This window comes from Prochlorococcus marinus str. MIT 9314 (genome assembly GCF_000760035.1).
In the GTDB taxonomy this organism is placed as follows: Bacteria; Cyanobacteriota; Cyanobacteriia; order PCC-6307; family Cyanobiaceae; genus Prochlorococcus_A; species Prochlorococcus_A marinus_B.
This window is the reverse complement of sequence record NZ_JNAO01000010.1, coordinates 83,091-101,131: the sequence shown is the minus strand read 5'-3', so window position 1 is coordinate 101,131 and position 18,041 is coordinate 83,091. Positions and strand designations below refer to the sequence as shown.

The following is an 18,041-nucleotide window of genomic DNA, read 5'->3' as shown; positions in this document are numbered from 1 at the left end:
GAATTAACTTACTGCAAGATTTTTTGCTAATTCGGCTTTCTTCTCTAAAATTGCGGCAGCAGCTAAATGACCACTCATTGTAGCTCCCTCCATAGAGTCTATATAATCTTGTTTTGTATAACTACCAGCCATGAAGAAATTAGATATAGATGTTTTTTGATCAGGTCTGAAAGGTTCCATACCGGGAGCTTCTCTATAGAGTGATTGTGGAATTTGTACCACGTTACTCCAAAGCAATTTAAGGTTTTTTGAGGATGGGAATAGACGGCGCACCTCTTTATCTATTTCTTTTGTAATTCTTTCTGTGGATCTTCCCATCCATCTATCGCCAGGAGTCAAAACACATTGGAGAAGCGATCCCATATCTTTTTTTCTATAGTCTGCTGGACTTGCTAGTGCTAAATCAGCAAAACAACTGAAAGAGGCATCAGCAGAATAAAGAAGGTTATTTAGTCCAATTGGTTCGTTTCCAGTATTATCTTTTTCTAATTCAGTAACCCAACCGTTATATCTTAATTGGATTGTGGCAACAGCTACAGCTCTAAGTTTTTTTAAACCTTCAAACTCTTTAAATTGATACCATTCTTTTGGAATTATTTTTTTTATTCCAGGAACATCACAGGCAGCTAGAAATTTATCTGCAAACACTGCCTTAATTCCTGCAGGAGAAGATATTTTTAATTGATTTACTGAATAGGAGGAAGATTCCTTTTCATAAATGATTTCTTCTACCTTATGGTTTAGATGTATTTTTGCTCCTTTGTTTGTGATGTAGTCGACAATAGGTTGAGTTAACCACTTATGCGGAGAACCTTTTAAAAGATTAAGTTTTGAGGCTTCTGTTTTTGAAGCAAACATCATAAATATAGTTAGCATGCATCTTGCTGAAATATCTTTGCAATTAATAAAACCTAAAGCGTATGCGATAGGATCCCACATTCTTTCTAAGCTTTTTTCACTTCCACCATGGTTTAAAAACCATTCTTTAAAACTAATTTTATCTAGATCTCTAATTATTTTCATTGCGCCTTCATAGTCTATCAATCCTCTAACGATTGGGCTTGTCCCTAAAGCTAAGGCATTTCTGAACTTATCTACCCAAGTAAGTTGTTCGGTGGTAAAAAAAGCTTTAAGTCCGTTAAATGGTGCACCTAAAGGGAATCTGAAGTCTAAAGATTTTAAATTACCACCATTATTAATAAATAGATGAGTATGATCTTTCGGTAGTAAATTGTCTAGAGCTCCCACTTTTTTCATTAATTTAAAAAGATTTGCATAATTGTAAAAAAATACATGTAAACCCATTTCTATGTGGTTGCCATCCTTATCTTCCCAACTTCCAACTTTACCTCCCCAAAACGATCTGCTCTCGAAAATTTCTACTTCGTGACCCTCATCAACTAAATTGACTGCTGCTGTAAGACCAGCTAATCCAGAACCAACTATTGCAATTTTCACTTTTTCTTAGAATTATAACAAATCAAGTTTGGATAATGTTTGTTCTATGCATCCTATCGATTAAGTTTTTATATTATAAATAGTAGAAATCCTTTGTTTATGGAAAATGTAGAAGTTAAACAGGAAATTAAAAATTCTGATGATGGCAAAGGTATCTTAATTACTAAAGATGCTATAGAACAAATTTCAAATTTATTGAAGGGCCAAAGTGATAAAAAAGCACTAAGGGTAGGAGTACGATCAGGCGGTTGTAGTGGAATGAGTTATACGATGGATTTTATAGGAACTGATGAAATAAATCCCGATGATAAAGTGTATGATTATTCATTAAAAGCTGATCAAAGCTTTCAAGTGGTTTGTGACCCTAAAAGTCTTTTATATATTTATGGAATGCAGTTAGATTTTAGTAAGGAATTAATTGGAGGTGGCTTTAATTTTGTAAATCCCAATGCCTCTCAAACTTGTGGTTGTGGAAGCTCCTTTGCAGTTTAATAAATAATGAATAACGAAATTAATCCCATCGAAGAGGATTTTAATGCAGCTTTATCAAGATATAAGGCAGGGCAAGATTTAATTCCAATCGTTCAAGATTTTCGAAATATTATACAGCAAATCCCAAATCATTTTGCTGCTTGGACTTGTTTATCATGGCTGCAATTACTTTTGAAAAATAATGAAGAAGCTTTGTCAGCTGCCAGACAAGCTGTTCGATTAAATCAGCAAGATCCACAAGCAAGAATGAATTTGTCTTTAGCTCTTTTGGCTACCAATAATAAAGGTGTTAGGGATCATATTGAGTTAATAAAAAAAATGTCTATGATGATGCCAGATGTGAAAAGTGAGTTGAAAGAATCTGTTGAAGACGGATTAAGTAGATATCCAGATTGGCCTGAGTTAACCAAAGTAAAAAAATGGTTGGAATTTTAAATTGTTAAATATTTTAATATTGAGTAATGGGCATGGAGAAGATCTATCTGGCAGTTTAATAGCTAAACAATTCGTAAAAAGTGGTTATTCTGTTCATGCTTTGCCAATTGTTGGTATGGGAAACCATTACGAGAAAGAACAAATTAAGATTATCGGTAAAACTAAAGAATTTAGAACTGGAGGCATTGGCTATAATTCTTTCAAGGGAAGACTTACTGAGATATTAGGAGGAGAAATATTTTATGTCTTAAAAAGATTATATTTAACTTTTAAAATAAGAAAAAAATACGATTATTTTTTTGTAGTTGGAGATATTGTGCCAGTTTTTTTTGCATGGGTTTGTAAGAAAGATTTTTTTACATATCTTGTTGCTTATTCCAGCCATTATGAAGGGAAGTTGAAATTACCATGGCCTTCTAAATTTTTCTTGCTCTCACAAAAAGCAAAAAAAATATATACGAGAGATTCCCTTACAGCTAATGATTTAACATTGCAATTAAAAAAGAAAGTGTCTTTTTTAGGCAACCCATTTATGGATAAGTTTTTTCCTAGAAACAAAGAATTAAATAAAGCTGAATTTAGTATTGGATTATTTCCAGGAAGTAGATTCCCTGAGATTTTAGATAATTTTGTTTTTATTTTAGAGGTATTAGAGTCATTGTCAGATTTAAGATATTTCCAAAAAATTCAGTTTAATTTTGCAATAGTTAATGCTCTATCTTCATTAAAAATAAAGGAGATATTTCAAAAAAGAGGATGGTTAAAAATAGAAAATATAAAAAAAAATAATCTCTTGAAATTCCAATATAAATTTTTAGAAGTGAATATATATTGGAATAATTTTGACAAAATATTATTGAAAAGTAGATGCTGTATCAGCATGGCAGGAACAGCAGCAGAACAAGCGATTGGTTTAGGAAAACCGGTTATTCAGATTGAAGGTAAAGGTCCACAATTTACAAGAACTTTTGCAGAAGCGCAAAGACGTTTGCTTGGAAAATATGTTTTTTGTGCCACTAATTATAAAGATAAGAATGATCAAATCAATCAGACAATAAAATTGATCATAAAAATAATATACCTTATACAGCTGAATAAGAAGTTTATGATCTCATGTAATGAAAATGCTAAAAAAAGACTGGGTGAAAACAAAGCTTGTCTTAAAATTGTTGATGACATGAATATTGTTGTAAAAAATGACTAAGGAGAGTAATCAAAATAAGTTAAAACAAATTATCGATAATTTGTTATTAATAAATTTATTTACAGTCATTTTTTTTGCAATATTTTTTATTTTTGCAATCATCATGCAATTTAATGGCATATTTATTTTTATTAATTTTATTCAGATAGTTTGGAATCCTCTTGTAGTCCCATTGATAACAATTCTTATTATTGGTGCTTTAGTAAACGGTATTAATTCTTGGTGGAGGCGTAAATTGCTTTCTCAAGAAGAGGATATTTAAAAGTATAATTTTTTAGTTTACTGCTTATTACTTTTTGTCCTTCCAATACGACTTTTGCTCCATCTCCTAACAATAATTTTAAAACCGCACCAGGCACTGGAAGTAAATTAGGTCTATTCAGACATTTGCCTAAAGTCTGAGAAAATTCTCTCATTAATACTGGATTTGGTGCAACAGCATTAAATACTCCCGAATACTTTTTATCAACTAATGCTTGAGTAATTAATGTACATAAATCAGTTCTATGAATCCAACTCATCCATTGCTTACCATCTCCAATTGGTCCACCTAATCCAACTTTAAATATAGGGAGCATTTTTCCTAATGCTCCTCCATCTGCCTCTAGAACTATTCCAATTCTAAAAATAACTAACCTTGAGAAAAATGGTTTTTCAGCAGCGACCGCTTCCCATTTTTTGCAAAGATTAGCTAAAAAGTCTTTTCCTCCAATACTATTTTCATTGAATTCAGCAGATAAACTTGTGCCGTAATAACCTATTGCTGATCCATTTATAATGACTTTCGGGTTTATTTTTAAATTTTTAAGGGTCTTCATCATAAATGTTGTGGTGTTAATACGACTATTTTCAATCTCCTGTTTTTGTTCTGAAGTCCATTTTTTTTCTGCTATGGGTTCTCCCATCAGGTTAATAATTCCATCGGTATCTCTTAAAATATTTAGAAGATTTTCGTTATTCCAGTTTTTTTCTTTTGATAAATCTATTTGAAAAAACTTAAACTTATTGAAATCTAAATCAACCTTTAATTTACTAATGGGTTTTCTACTGACAATGTTTATTTCGTGATTTTCATTGAGTAGTGTTGGAACTAATTCTTTCCCAACAAATCCAGTGCAGCCAAGTAGTAAAAGACGCATATAATATTAAGTTTATCATTTAAGACTATAAAATTTTTTAGACGTTTGTAATTATTATTCCGGTATAAATTTTTTTCAATATTTTTCAAAAAAGTTTTTGTATAATAAATTTCAAATAACTTCCTTGAATTTATTATGACAGATTCTATTCCAAAGAAACCTCTCAAGAAAGGAAGTTTAGTTTTTGTCGATAAAGAAAATTATATAAAAAGTATCGAGGCTTTAGCTAGTGATTACGATTTACCTAATTATGTGTTTGAAGGTCCTGGAGAAATTCTCTCAGTCAAAGACGAATATGCTCAGATTAGGTGGCGCAGACCTGTTCCAGATGTTTGGTTGAAATTAGAACAACTTAAAGAATATTTGCAATAAAGTTTTGTATCTAAAAGTTTTTATTTTTTTTCTCTTTAGACATCTTTGATTGGATCCTTTTTGCTTCTTTGATCATTTCCTTACCATCAAATAAGTAATTATCTACATATCCCTGTGTATATCTATCAAATTCTGATAGTGCCTCTTTAACTTGTGAAAAACAATGATAAAGATCTAGGCCTAAAGCTGAAATAGACTTTGGAACTATTTTTTTGTTATAAATTTTTTCAACTTTTTCTATTTTCTTTTGCGAAAGATTTATGTAACTGCAGAAATTTTCCATTAGTTGGTCATCATATGGATCCGCAGATAGTTCTTTTATTTCGTTGTTCAAAGGTTTAATTATTTGACTAATTAATCTATTGATTGGAGTGAAACTTTCTTTAATCCATGTTTCAACTTCTTTGTCTTTAACTGACGAATTATATTTTTTTGAATTAATTTTTTTTTCCCAATTTTCATTTAAAGAATCAAATGATGAACTGGAAGAGATAAAACTTTTATCATATTGTTCTTTTTTGATAGGGTCATTTAGGGTCTCCCAGGCATTTTGTATTGCAAGAAATCGTTCTTTTTCCCCCCCCTTATCAGGATGATGTTGCTTTACTAAAGAGCGATATGAAGATTTGATTTCACTTCTGGTTGCATTTTTTTTAAGGCCTAATTCTTCATATAAATTTTTTTCCATTTTTATAAATTATGTATTAAAGATAACCATCTTTTCTGGCTTGAATTGAAGTATTAGATTCAAACATTGCTGTTGATAAATATCTTTCACCAAAACTTGGAAGAATAACTATCAATCTTTTGTTAGTTAGTTCTTTCCTTTCACCGATTTTAATAGTTGCTGCAAGAGCTGCACCGCTACTGATGCCAGATAAAAGGCCTTCCAATCGAGCTAATAAACGCCCATAATAAAATGCTTCATCGTCATCTATTTTTATAATTTCATCAATTAATTTAGTATCAAGTACTTTCGGCACGAAACCTGCTCCTATACCTTGAATCGAATGAGATCCTGCTTTTTTTCCAGAAATAACAGCACTTTTTTTGGGCTCTACAGCATAAATTTTGCAATTAGGATTAACTTTTTTCAAGAAACGTGCGCAACCAGTGATTGTTCCTCCTGTTCCTACTCCTGTAACTAGTCCATCTAAATTGTTATTAGATTGAGACCATATTTCTTGTGCCGTTGTTCTTTCATGAATATCTGGATTAGCAAAGTTTTCAAATTGATTAAATTGATAACTATTTGCAATGGTTGAAGATAGCTCATTAGCTAAATCTAAAGCTCCTTTCATTCCTTCTTTCCCAGGCGTTAACTGTAATTCAGCTCCATATGCTCTCAACATTGCCCTCCTCTCAATACTCATCGTATCCGGCATAGTTAATATCAATTTATACCCTTTTGCTGCAGCAACCATTGCTAATGCGATGCCCGTGTTCCCACTTGTAGCTTCAATCAACGTTGTTTTATCTGGTTTTATCAATCCGTCTTCTTCTGCTTTACATAACATTGAATAAGCGATGCGATCCTTAACGGAAGCTGATGGATTGAAACTTTCTAGTTTGGCTATTATTTCTGGATAGCAATTAAAATGCTTTCTTATTCGATTTAATTTAACTAACGGGGTATTTCCAACAAGAGAAGTTATATCATTTGCTATTTCCATGAAATGATTTTTTAAATTTAAAAATACAATCTCCTAAATACATGATAAATGTATTTATAGATCTTTTATAAAATTTTCTCAAAAGAATTTAATTTAAAATAACTTTCTGCATAAAAAAAATTTACTATTATAAAAGGTAGTTTTGAAATTATTATGTATTCTCTGGAACTAAGTCTGAGATATTCACCTTTTCCACTTTCAATTCAGAAAAAAGAATTTGATGATGTTCAACGAATTTATGATGAAATAAAAACTTCTATGAACGAAACTTTGGAATCCTCAATCTTGATCGAATTAAGGTGTGACAAAGTGCAAGATAAATTAATTGCTGTAAGAGCTAAAGAAATTATTTCTGTTCAGATATATGAAAAATCTTCAGTAGCAGGAGGAGCTAAAAGACCAGGATTTTCTCTTAACATAGATTGATAGAATTAATGCGAGATTGCTTTGAAAATGAAATACCTTATATAAAATTCAAAGATGTTTCTTTTTCATACCCTGGAGACAAAAAAAAATTAATTTTTCAATGTAACTTCTCAATAAAAAAGCCTGGTTTTTGGATGGTCGTAGGTAAAAACGGGAGCGGAAAAAGTACTCTTTTAAAATTAATTAATGGAATAATCAAACCCCAAAACGGTTTCATTTACTCTAATGCAAATATTGGCATGGTGTTTCAAAACCCTGATCATCAAATATTGATGCCTAATTGTAGGAGTGAACTTCTGCTTAATGTTAATCAGAATATAAGTCAACATGAAACTAATAAAAAAATTGAATATGTTCTTAATCAGGTAGGAATGACTGGTTTTGAAAAAAGGCCAGTTCATACCTTGAGCGGTGGACAAAAACAACGGTTAACCATTGCATGCGCTCTGATTAGCAACAGAAACTTTATTCTTTTAGATGAGCCTACAGCATTACTAGATCAAACCAGCCAATTAAAAGTTTTACAAACTATTAAAAATCTTACAAGTGACCTTCAAAAACCTTTATCAGCTTTTTGGATTACTCATCGTTATGAAGAATTAACTTATGCTGATGCAGTTGCAGAGTTGAAAAATGGTTTTTTATCTGGTTGGCACGAACCATCAAAATTTCAATACAATTAACTCCTGTACTTGTCATAAGGTACTTTAAAGAGCTAAATTCATTTTATATTCCTCGGTAGCTCAGCGGTAGAGCGATCGACTGTTAATCGATTGGTCGCAGGTTCGAATCCCGCCCGGGGAGTTTATAAATTCTAAAAAGTTATCCAAAGTCACCCTAAAAAAGTGACTTTTTTATTGCTTTGATCTCTTTTTTTTAAATAGTGGTTTGCCGAAGATATTATCAGCTATATTTGATATAGTATTAAGAACAGTATATAGAACATTAGTAAAAATCAAATTCAGTCTAATTTATTTTATTTAAAGGTTTAAAAATTGTTTTTTTAATAACAGTATTTGTAACATTTACTGAATTTTCCACAAAAATGGAAAAAGCTCGTTGATTGATTGTCATTTTTAAAATTGAGATATATTTCTGTTAAATCGTTTGAATTACTATTTTGTTCAGGAAATTCTAGTCATCCCACATATCCTTTTTCTCTTGATCTAAATTATTCCTTTCAAGTAATTCTATTCTTTGCTGCTGAGAGTCTATTTCTGTTTGAATTACGTTTTTATCGTTAATGTATTTTTTTTGTATTTCTAAGATATTTATTTCAAATTGTTCTCCAAAAAAATCTGACATTTCTCTCCATGCTTCCATTTCCTCTTCTTTGCCAATAGTATCGTTTATCTGATGAGCAATAATTTCTAATACATATTGTTTAAGTTCTTGATGACTCATCGATTCAACTTTCTTTTGTATGTAAAGTTCTTTAAGAATTTCTAGTTGTTTTTTTGATAAATCAGAATAAATAATAGATTTCTTTTTCATAGGTACTGAAATTTTTTTAAATATAATCAAAATTGTGAGTTATAACATTTTGGAAAAATTAAAAATTTTAAACTTAGTTATTTCCCATTTTAAAGCTGAAAATCTCCATCTTATTCAATTTTTCTAAACCTTATAAAGCCAATCTGAATAAGATATTCTTTCAATCTGAATCATTACTTGTTTCTAAATAATCATCTGATTATTAAGAAAAAGTAAATAAAATCGAAAGAAATTCTAAAATTTCAACTTTTTAAAAATTCGAAATTTCTATCTAAATCATTGCTATCGCTATGTTATTTGATAAATCTAATTGATAAAATTGTTTACAGTTATTCAGCAATCTTCATAAATTCTTGAGAGAATTACTATACCAAAACTTAATTTTAATTTAATAGTTTATAAATATGAAAATTTCAATCCTTTTAATTGAAGACGATCGTGATATGCGGGATTTAGTGGCTAGGCATTTAGAACATTCAGGTTTCGATGTTCAAAAAGCTGAAGATGGAATTAAAGGACAAGCATTAGCTCTTCAATATTCACCAGATTTAATACTTTTAGATTTAATGCTACCAAATGTTGATGGTTTAACTTTATGCCAGCGACTAAGAAGAGATGAAAGAACATCAAATATACCAATTTTGATGATAACTGCGTTAGGTGGCCTTAAAGATAAAGTTACTGGGTTTAATTCTGGAGCAGATGATTACATTACAAAACCATTTGATTTAGAAGAATTATATGTACGCATAAAAGCTTTATTAAGAAGAACTAATAGAGCACAATTAAATTCTAGTAACCAGCAAGAAATATTAAATTATGGCCCTTTAACTCTTGTTCCGGAAAGATTTGAAGCTATATGGTTTGAATCTCCAGTAAGGTTAACACATCTTGAATTTGAACTTCTTCATTGTCTTTTGCAGAGACATGGTCAAACCGTATCGCCAGCGTTAATTCTTAAAGAAGTATGGGGATATGAACCTGATGATGATATTGAGACCATAAGAGTTCATATTAGACACTTACGCACTAAACTTGAACCCGATCCACGCAAACCTACTTATATAAAAACTGTATACGGTGCTGGATATTGTCTTGAGTTACCTATTGGTTCTCAAGTGGAAACTGCTAGGCAAGAGTTCATTCAAGCAAGAAATCCTGACTTGATAAATTCTGCAGTAGATTAATTGCATTAAATATCTTCCATTGAAATTTTTAAAAAAGCTACTTCCCATGCCAACCTTGTTTGAATGTTTTTTCTTAAAAGGTATTTTAAATTTTCAAGTTTTTTAACTAAACTTATATTTTTTGTTTTTCTCCACCAAATTGTTTGAATTAGATTTACTAAACAAATCTGTTGATATATTTCCAGTTTTTCAGATATTGATTTAGATATTTCTAAGATTTCCAGACTGTTTTTAATTGGATAATCTAATTTATTGATAATTTCATCTGAAAAATTATTAAAAATTTCAATATTTTTCAATAATTGATTTGGAGATCCATTTGCTGAATTTATTAAATCTTCAAATTTTAATTTTGCATTAATCTCTAATTTAGAAGTATCTAAATATTCTTTTAAAATTAAATTTATTTGTTTACTAGAAAAAGATCGAAATCTGATGATTTGACATCTTGAGATGATCGTATCTAAGAGAAGGTTTAGTTTAGACGTTAGCAAAATAAAAATGCCGTTACTAGGTTCTTCTAAGGTTTTTAAAAGGCAATTTGAGGCAGCTTCGTTTAAGAGGTGTGCATCGGTAATTAAAACAATTTTTTTTTCTGAGTTTATTGATTTTTGACTAAGAAAAGTTTTGATATTACGTATTTGAGCAATTTTAATAATCTCAGATCCACTTTTTATTGTTTTTTCAAGATCGAAACTTTCTGAACTTTTTGTTGCCAAAAGAGAATCAGGTTCAATAATTAAAAAATCAGGATGGTTATTGTTTGTAATTCTCTCTTCAATATTTTTGTTTGGTGAAGACTGTTTGAAAATCTCTTTAATAAATTGAAGAGCAGTTTGCTTTTTGCCTAATCCTTCAGCACCATAAAATATATAACCATTAGCCAATGATTTGTTTTTAATTATTTTTTTAAGAAAGGTATTGACTTCTTCATTCAAGAAAAAATTATTTTTTTTACCCTCAATCATTTGTTATTAGAAAAATTTTTTAGCAAAGTCTCTTTAATTTGATTAGAAATAGTTTTAATATTTTGTGAAGCAGATATAACTTTCCAGTTTTTTTGTTTGGCAATTAGTTTGAAGCCTTCATTTACTTTTTCTAAAAATCTAATACCTTCTGATTCTATTCTGTCTGGAATTTCATTTTTTCTTCGGAATATGCTCTCTTCTGGAGAAATTTCTAGGAAGAAAGTGAGATCTGGAGATTCTCCTTGACAAACAATAGATTCAATATTTTTAATTATTTCTAAATTTATATTTCTTCCATAACCTTGATAAGCAAGCGTGGAATCGGAAAATCTATCACTTATTACCCAATCATTATTATTTAAAGCAGGTGAAATAATTTTGGAAACGTGTTCAGCTCTATCTGCTGAATAAAGTAATAATTCTGCAAGAGATGAAGGCTTGTTATTTTTATTATTATCAAGAATCAGTCCTCTAAGTTTTTTTCCTAAAAGACTGCCTCCAGGTTCTCTAGTTGTGATTAATTTAGACCCTTTCTTTATTAGACCACTATTAGGAAGCCATTTAGAAAGTTCATCTATTTGGGTAGTTTTACCACATCCATCAATACCCTCAATAACAATAAATTTTCCTTTCATTTAATCCAAAGATAAAGCATTAATTACAACTGTAATAGAGCTAATAGCCATTAATAATGCTGCTATGGAGGGAGTAAGAAGGATACCGTATTTAGGGAATAAAATGCCGGCGGCTAAAGGTATAGCAAGTAAGTTGTAACCAAAAGCCCATGTTAGATTTTGCTTTATTTTTCTTATAGTTTTTTTTGCAAGATTTAATGTGTAGGGTAATCCATTTAGTTGATCTCCCATTAATACTACATCTGCATTTGCCTTAGCTATTTGAGTCCCTGATCCTACCGCAATGCCTAAGTCTGATGATGCTAAAGCTGGGACATCATTAATACCATCACCAATCATTGCCACTTTATTATTAATTTTTAAATTTTCTATAGTCTTTAGCTTCATTTCAGGAAGAAGATCCCATTTTACTTCTGTTTCTTTACAACCAATTTTTTTTGCTAAAGCTAAAACAGTTTGTTTCCTATCTCCACTTAAAATGTTAATTTTAAATTTGTTTTCTCTCAAATTCTGTACTGTTTTAATTGAATCATCTCTGAGTAAATCTCCGAGCAAAATAAAGCCTAATAACTTATCTTTGATACTTACTCCAATGATAGTGTTCGATTTTGTTTCTTCATTTTCAATGACTTTTTTTGCATCACCATCAATAATTATTTCTTTGCTTAGTAGCCATTCAATATTTCCAATATTAATAAGTCCATCAATTGATTCAAGTTCTCCAGAAATACCTCGACCTGAATGAGTAAAAATTTTTTTTATTGGAAGTAAACTTAAATTTTGCTTTTTTGACTCTTGAATTAAGGCATCTGCGATTGGATGTCTGCTTTCCTTTTCTAAACTGGCAGCTATTTTTAATAAAAATAAATTATCATCATTATTTTTGTAATCAACAATGAAAGGCTTTCCCTTTGTTAAAGTGCCTGTCTTGTCAAAAATAATGTGATTAATTTTTGAAGCCATCTCTATTTTGTCCCCGCCTTTAAATAAAACCCCTTTTTTGGCTGCTTTACCTGATGCGACAGTGATTACAGTTGGGGTTGCTAAACCTAATGCACAAGGACAAGCTATCACTAAAACGGCAATTGACAATTGAATTGCTAAACTCAGGAAATTCTCAGCATTACTACCAAGCGAACTATGAAGTGTATGGCTTGAGTGGGTGATTAATTCATTGTTGTGACTTAATAACTCAGGCCATATGTTTTTTGCCCCCTTCCACCAAAAGAAGAAGGTTAGAGTAGCAAAAATAAGTACAAAGTAAGTAAATTTGCCTGCAATTTTATCAGCAATGCTTTGAATGCGAGGTTTTCTAGAGTTTACAGACTCAATAAGATTTACTAGTTTTGCAAGAGAAGAATCTCCTCCGACCTTTTGTACTTTAAGTCTAAGAGTTGAATTAAGATTTAAAGACCCACTAGATAGATTTTCGCCTTCTTTTACTTCTATAGGTTTGGATTCTCCAGTAATATGTGAAACATCAACATATGAATTACCTCGGATAACAACGCAGTCAGCAGGTACTCTGTCTCCTGCTAAAACTTGAATCTCTTGATCAGGTCTTAAAGTATTCACTCTTATTGACTTTATTTGATTGTCTTCTGTATATATATTTGCCATTTCAGGTTGAAGATCTAATAATTCTCCAATGGATGAACCGGTTTGATATCTTGCTCTTTCTTCTAAGTAACGACCAATCAGTATGAAGCCTAACAGCATAACTGGCTCATTAAAAAAACAAGGAAAACCAGTGGCAGGAAATATTAAGGACAGAAGACTTGTTGTATATGCGCTAATTACTCCAAGAGCTACTAAAGAATCCATATCAGGATGGTTCTTAATAAATGAATTTAATCCATTAATAATTATTCCTCTGCCAGGAAATAATAGAGATAACGTTGCTAATGAAGCGTGAAAAAATATATTACCTAATATTGGAAAATTTATATATCTTCCTTCTGCCAGATGACCTAATCCTGAAAATAATAAAAGTAATAGGGCAAAAGTTAGTTTTTTCCATTGATTATTCCACTTCTTTTTTTTTTCTAATTCTGTTTTGTTTATTTTTTTTGAAAAATCATTTATGTAAATCTTTGATGGGAAACCATTTTCTTTTAGATTATCGAGAATTGATTCTATTTCTAAATGTTTCTGGGTAATTTCAAAATAAGCACTTTCAGTAAGCAAGTTAACAGAAACATTTTTAATACCATCAGAATTATTCAATATTTTTTCAACAGTGCTAACACAACCCCCGCACTTCATTCCTGTAACGCTTAATTGAATGCTCTCCATATTTTTTACGATAGAAGCAAATTAATGCTTGTCTTTATATTTAACTATAATAATAAATGTAATAGACTTTTTAAATAGTTATTTTTTAAATTACTATATTAAATTATTAGATTTTGCGCAGTGCCTAGTAATCAAAACAGAGACAATTTTATTGATAAAGCTTTTACTGTAATTGCTGAATCTATTGTGAAAATAATGCCTATCGCTGAGAAAGAAAAAAAGGCATACATTTACTATCGAGATGGCTTAGCTGCACAAAATAATGGTGATTATTCGGAAGCATTAGAGTATTACAAAGAGAGTTTAATGCTTGAAGAAAATAAAATTGATAGGGGTGAGACTTTAAAAAATATGGCAATTATATATATGAGTAACGGTGAAGAAGATTTGTCAATTGAAACTTATGAAAAAGCATTAGTAGAAAATCCCAAACAGCCATCATGCTTGAAAAATATAGGTTTAATTTATGAAAAAAGGGGAAGATATGCTGAGCAAAATGGCGATTTAGATCAGAGAGATATTTGGTTTGATAAAGCTGCTGAAGTCTGGTCTAAAGCTGTGAGACTTTATCCAGGTGGGTATCTAGATATTGAGAATTGGTTGAAAAACTCAGGCAGAAGCTCAATTGATATGTACCTTTGATTTTATTTATTTTGATAAAGAATAATCAACTGCTTCTTTAATATTGGATATCTCTTTGATATTTATTAAATTTTGAAAATTATTATTTAGTTCCTCCTCTATTTTTGGCACTACGATATTTTTGATCCCTAATCTTACAGCTTCTTCAATCTTTGTCCGAAGGTTATTCGATTTTCTAACCTGACCGCTCAAACCCAATTCGCCAATAAATGAGCTATTTGCTAAAGGAGGAATATTTTTCAAACTTGATAAAATTGATATTGCTACACCTAAGTCAGATGATGGATCATTAATCTCAAACCCCCCACCAGTAGCTATATAACAATCAAATTCAGATAATTTTATCCCTACGTGTTTTTCTATAACAGCTAGAATTTGATGCAATCTATTTATGCTTATTCCAGTTGTAGTACGTCTTGGGTTACTGTAGAAAGTTTTATTTACCAGTGCTTGTATATCAACTGCTAATGGTCGAGTGCCTTCATTTGTAATCGTAGTTGTTACACCTGAAATGTTTTCTTTATTTGTAAAAATTGAACTTGGGTTTTTTATCTCTCGTAAACCCTCTTCAAGCATTTCGAAAATTCCAATCTCAAAGGTCGATCCAAATCGATTTTTTATACTTCTTAGTAATCTATGCGAGGAAATATTATCTCCTTCAAAGTTTATTACTGTATCAACTAAATGCTCTAGAGTTTTAGGGCCAGCTAAAGCACCATCTTTGGTTACATGGCCAATTATGAGAAGAGCAATATTATTGTCTTTGGCAAGATTTTGCAATTCAGATGAACATTCTCTAACTTGCGAAACTGATCCTGGAGAACTTTGCATTTCATGATTATGGATGGCTTGAATACTATCAATAATTGCGAAACTTGGATTTACACGTTTGATCTCTTCAATAATTAGGGATAAATTGGTTTCTGCAAAAATTTGTAAATCAATACAGTTTTGATTTAATCTTTCCCATCTAATTTTTACTTGTTCTAAAGATTCTTCTGCAGTTATATATAAAACTTTTCTATTAAGGGATATTTTTCCTGCTGATTGAAGAACTATTGTGCTTTTACCTATACCTGGTTCTCCTCCAAGTAAAACAACAGATCCAGGTACTATTCCACCTCCAAGTACTCGATCAAATTCTCTAAAACCACTTGTAAATCTTGATATTTTTTTTGATGAAATCTCGTTAAACAATATAGATTTTTTATTATTTTTTATTTCTTGATATTTAGATCTCTTACTTTTTATTTCTTCAACAATGGAATTCCATGAGTTGCAATTCAGGCATCTACCAAAGTATTGAGAAGTTTCAGATCCGCAATTCTGACAAATAAAAGTAGATAATTTGCTAGACATTTAGTCTCTGAATGAAGTAATGGAGCTTGAATGTTTGGGATATTGCCCCTCTACAAGTTAGATTAGGTTAATAATAAATTCTCTTACTGATTAGCTAATAGAAACAAATGGCTCTATCTAGTCAAACTAAAGAAACGATACTTGTCGCAGATGACGAGGCAAGTATTAGAAGAATTCTGGAGACACGTCTCTCCATGATTGGCTACAAAGTTGTAACTGCTAGTGATGGCAAAGAAGCACTAAAGTTATTTAAAGATTATGAACCTGATTTAGTAGTACTTGACGTCATGATGCCAAAACTAGATGGTTATGGAGTTTGTCAAGAGTTAAGGAAAGATTCTGATGTTCCAATTGTTATGTTAACTGCATTAGGAGATGTTGCAGATAGAATAACAGGCTTAGAATTAGGTGCTGATGATTACGTCGTAAAACCATTTAGCCCGAAGGAGTTAGAAGCTAGAATTAGATGCGTTCTTAGAAGAATCGACAAAGAGCAAATTCCTGGAATGCCCAATTCGGGATTAATTTTGGTTACGGATATCAAAATTGATACAAATCGAAGACAAGTTTTTAAAAGTGATGAAAGAATTAGATTAACTGGTATGGAATTTAGTCTCTTAGAGCTTTTGGTGAGTAGGTCAGGAGAGCCATTTAGTAGAGGAGAGATTTTGAAAGAAGTTTGGGGATATACTCCCGAGAGACATGTAGATACAAGAGTTGTCGATGTTCATATATCAAGATTAAGATCTAAGCTCGAGGCTGATCCAGCAAATCCAGAATTGATATTGACAGCAAGGGGTACAGGATATCTTTTTCAGCGGATTGTCGATATTGCTCCCTTTGATGGTAAATAAATGGGGAAAGAAACAGCGCAAAAAATTAATAAGCCCAGAGCTATTAGAAGATTAGTAATTTGGTATAAAAGAAATTCGGCTGTGACTTCAATAGTTGATACTGCTGCTAGTTCTGCAGCAACGGCCAGTAATGTTGCGGGTAATATGGTTTCTGGTGCTGGATCAGTAGTAACCACAGCTAGTAATGTTGCAGGTAATGTTGCAGGTAATGTAGTTTCAAGTGCTGAATCTGTTGTTAATACTGCTAGTAGTGTGGTTTCAAATGCCAGTTCAATAGCTAAAAATACATTACAGCCATTAGTTTTTGACCCATTAAAAAGATTACAAAATAACGATAATATTTTAAATAGGGTGGAGGAATCTCAATCTAAAAGAATTTGGATCGCAGTTGATGGGATGGGTGGAGATTATGCTCCTGGTCCAATTCTTGAGGGTTGTCTAGAAGCAATAAGTAGATTTCCAATAAATATAAAGTTTGTCGGCAAAATTGAAAAAGTTAAAGTTGCAGCAGAAAAATCTGGGCTAGCACAATTATTAGAAAATGAAATAGAGAATAATCGTCTTGAATTAATTGATAGTGGAGAGCCTATTGGGATGAATGAAGAAGCTACCGCAGTTAGAAAAAGGAAAAGTGCAAGTATAAACGTTGCAATGGATTTAGTGAGAAATAATAAAGCTGAAGCTGTCTACTCAGCGGGTAATTCAGGCGCCATGATGGCTTCTGCCATATTTAGAATTGGGCGATTGAAAGGGATTGAGAGACCAGCTATAGGAGCATTGTTTCCAACAAGGGATCAAACTCGCCCCGTATTAGTTTTAGATGTTGGTGCAAATACTGATTGTAAGCCATCTTACCTTCATCAATTTGCTCTTCTAGGTAATATTTATGCAAAAGATGTCCTACAAGTACAAAAACCAAGAATTGGCCTATTAAATATTGGAGAAGAAGAATGTAAAGGTAATGATTTATCCCTAAAAACATTTGAATTATTATCTTCTGAAAAGAGTTTTGATTTTGGAGGTAATTGTGAAGGGCGAGATGTATTATCAGGTAGTTTCGACGTAGTAGTCTGTGATGGATTTACTGGAAATATATTATTGAAATTTCTGGAATCTGTAGGAGGAGTTTTACTAGATATTTTAAGATCTGAGCTGCCACGTGGAAGGCGAGGGAAAGTTGGTTCAGCTTTTTTAAAAAGTAATCTACTAAGAATTAAGAAAAGGTTAGATCATGCCGAACATGGAGGCGCTTTATTACTTGGGGTGAATGGTATTTGCGTTATTGGTCATGGAAGTAGTAAATCTTTATCAGTAGTTAGTGCTCTTCGCTTGGCTCACTCTGCAGTAAATCATGGTGTTATGGACAATTTAAATCAACTGCAAAAGCTTCAAGTTTTGAATTCATAAA

Annotated in this window: 20 protein-coding genes and 1 tRNA gene; 12 read left to right on the top strand and 9 right to left on the bottom strand. The window is 31.3% G+C overall.

The window, feature by feature from the left end; genetic code table 11:
* Positions 1–3 precede the first annotated feature (3 nt).
* Positions 4–1,458 carry a 9,9'-di-cis-zeta-carotene desaturase gene (zds, locus tag EU98_RS03785; RefSeq protein WP_032515874.1) on the bottom strand — a complete coding sequence of 485 codons (1,455 nt, stop codon included), beginning with the start codon at positions 1,456–1,458 and terminating at the stop codon, positions 4–6.
* Positions 1,459–1,557: 99 nt separating this feature from the next.
* Between zds and EU98_RS03790 the strand changes: the two genes are divergently transcribed.
* Genes EU98_RS03790 through EU98_RS10095 form a run of 4 tightly spaced genes read left to right on the top strand, consistent with a single transcriptional unit; the run spans position 1,558 to position 3,851 of the window.
* Positions 1,558–1,950 carry a HesB/IscA family protein gene (locus EU98_RS03790; RefSeq protein WP_032515872.1) on the top strand — a complete coding sequence of 131 codons (393 nt, stop codon included), beginning with the start codon at positions 1,558–1,560 and terminating at the stop codon, positions 1,948–1,950.
* Between the two features lie 6 nt (positions 1,951–1,956).
* Complete coding sequence (locus tag EU98_RS03795) at positions 1,957–2,385, top strand: tetratricopeptide repeat protein (RefSeq protein WP_032515871.1); 429 nt, start codon at positions 1,957–1,959, stop codon at positions 2,383–2,385.
* Between the two features lies 1 nt (position 2,386).
* Positions 2,387–3,589 (top strand): lipid-A-disaccharide synthase-related protein, encoded by a 1,203-nt coding sequence (locus EU98_RS03800; RefSeq protein WP_032515870.1) that lies wholly within the window; start codon positions 2,387–2,389, stop codon positions 3,587–3,589.
* Positions 3,582–3,851, top strand: coding sequence for a hypothetical protein (locus EU98_RS10095; RefSeq protein WP_072165456.1), 270 nt, complete (start codon positions 3,582–3,584; stop codon positions 3,849–3,851). Before EU98_RS03800 ends, EU98_RS10095 begins: the two co-directional genes overlap by 8 nt.
* Here EU98_RS10095 and EU98_RS0108960 read toward each other — a convergent pair.
* Positions 3,802–4,728 (bottom strand): TIGR01777 family oxidoreductase, encoded by a 927-nt coding sequence (locus EU98_RS0108960; protein WP_032515869.1) that lies wholly within the window; start codon positions 4,726–4,728, stop codon positions 3,802–3,804. The two genes, EU98_RS10095 and EU98_RS0108960, sit on opposite strands and share 50 nt — an antisense overlap.
* Positions 4,729–4,863: 135 nt before the next feature.
* On the opposite strand from EU98_RS0108960, the gene EU98_RS03805 reads away from it, so the two are divergent.
* Positions 4,864–5,100, top strand: a complete 237-nt coding sequence (locus EU98_RS03805) for an NAD(P)H-quinone oxidoreductase subunit O (protein WP_032515868.1) — start codon at positions 4,864–4,866, stop codon at positions 5,098–5,100.
* Between the two features lie 10 nt (positions 5,101–5,110).
* Here the strand turns inward: EU98_RS03805 and EU98_RS03810 are convergent, their stop codons facing one another.
* Both EU98_RS03810 and cysK read right to left on the bottom strand, forming a co-directional pair.
* The gene (locus tag EU98_RS03810; RefSeq protein ID WP_032515867.1) at positions 5,111–5,788 is read right to left on the bottom strand and encodes a J domain-containing protein; all 678 of its coding nucleotides are present in this window, start codon (positions 5,786–5,788) and stop codon (positions 5,111–5,113) included.
* Positions 5,789–5,804: 16 nt separating this feature from the next.
* Positions 5,805–6,773, bottom strand: a complete 969-nt coding sequence (gene cysK, locus EU98_RS03815) for a cysteine synthase A (protein WP_032515866.1) — start codon at positions 6,771–6,773, stop codon at positions 5,805–5,807.
* A 153-nt stretch (positions 6,774–6,926) separates the two neighbouring features.
* Here cysK and EU98_RS03820 point away from each other — a divergent pair, with 153 nt between their 5' ends.
* The 3 genes from EU98_RS03820 to EU98_RS03830 all read left to right on the top strand — a co-directional run bounded on the left by EU98_RS03820 (position 6,927) and on the right by EU98_RS03830 (position 8,003).
* A complete protein-coding gene (locus EU98_RS03820) occupies positions 6,927–7,199 on the top strand; it encodes a hypothetical protein (protein ID WP_032515865.1) in 273 nt (90 codons plus the stop codon).
* A gap of 8 nt (positions 7,200–7,207) precedes the next feature.
* The gene (locus EU98_RS03825; RefSeq protein ID WP_032515914.1) at positions 7,208–7,882 is read left to right on the top strand and encodes an ABC transporter ATP-binding protein; all 675 of its coding nucleotides are present in this window, start codon (positions 7,208–7,210) and stop codon (positions 7,880–7,882) included.
* Between the two features lie 49 nt (positions 7,883–7,931).
* Positions 7,932–8,003 (top strand) — tRNA-Asn (locus tag EU98_RS03830).
* A gap of 330 nt (positions 8,004–8,333) precedes the next feature.
* Here the strand turns inward: EU98_RS03830 and EU98_RS03835 are convergent.
* Positions 8,334–8,693: a DUF7326 family protein gene (locus EU98_RS03835; RefSeq protein WP_032515912.1), complete on the bottom strand. Its 360-nt coding sequence runs from the start codon at positions 8,691–8,693 to the stop codon at positions 8,334–8,336.
* 404 nt (positions 8,694–9,097) lie between these two features.
* On the opposite strand from EU98_RS03835, the gene EU98_RS03840 reads away from it, so the two are divergent.
* A complete protein-coding gene (locus EU98_RS03840; protein ID WP_032515864.1) occupies positions 9,098–9,880 on the top strand; it encodes a response regulator transcription factor in 783 nt (260 codons plus the stop codon).
* A gap of 5 nt (positions 9,881–9,885) precedes the next feature.
* Here EU98_RS03840 and EU98_RS03845 read toward each other — a convergent pair whose 3' ends face one another.
* From EU98_RS03845 to EU98_RS03855, 3 genes are read right to left on the bottom strand one after another with little or no spacing between them, the layout of a single operon-like run.
* On the bottom strand, positions 9,886–10,848 hold the full coding sequence (locus EU98_RS03845) for a DNA polymerase III subunit delta' (protein ID WP_032515863.1): 963 nt from the start codon (positions 10,846–10,848) through the stop codon (positions 9,886–9,888).
* Positions 10,845–11,483: a dTMP kinase gene (tmk, locus tag EU98_RS03850; protein WP_032515862.1), complete on the bottom strand. Its 639-nt coding sequence runs from the start codon at positions 11,481–11,483 to the stop codon at positions 10,845–10,847. Before tmk ends, EU98_RS03845 begins: the two co-directional genes overlap by 4 nt.
* Positions 11,484–13,778 (bottom strand): heavy metal translocating P-type ATPase, encoded by a 2,295-nt coding sequence (locus EU98_RS03855; protein ID WP_032515861.1) that lies wholly within the window; start codon positions 13,776–13,778, stop codon positions 11,484–11,486. It lies immediately after the preceding gene.
* A gap of 120 nt (positions 13,779–13,898) precedes the next feature.
* Here EU98_RS03855 and EU98_RS03860 point away from each other — a divergent pair, with 120 nt between their 5' ends.
* Complete coding sequence (locus EU98_RS03860) at positions 13,899–14,420, top strand: photosystem I assembly protein Ycf3 (RefSeq protein WP_032515860.1); 522 nt, start codon at positions 13,899–13,901, stop codon at positions 14,418–14,420.
* A 6-nt stretch (positions 14,421–14,426) separates the two neighbouring features.
* Here the strand turns inward: EU98_RS03860 and radA are convergent, their stop codons facing one another.
* Entirely contained in the window at positions 14,427–15,779 is a 1,353-nt protein-coding gene (radA, locus tag EU98_RS03865; RefSeq protein ID WP_032515859.1) for a DNA repair protein RadA, read from the bottom strand.
* Between the two features lie 107 nt (positions 15,780–15,886).
* Between radA and rpaB the strand changes: the two genes are divergently transcribed.
* Complete coding sequence (gene rpaB, locus EU98_RS03870) at positions 15,887–16,633, top strand: response regulator transcription factor RpaB (RefSeq protein WP_025892447.1); 747 nt, start codon at positions 15,887–15,889, stop codon at positions 16,631–16,633.
* Entirely contained in the window at positions 16,634–18,040 is a 1,407-nt protein-coding gene (gene plsX, locus EU98_RS03875) for a phosphate acyltransferase PlsX (protein ID WP_032515858.1), read from the top strand.
* The last annotated feature ends 1 nt before the right edge of the window (position 18,041 follow it).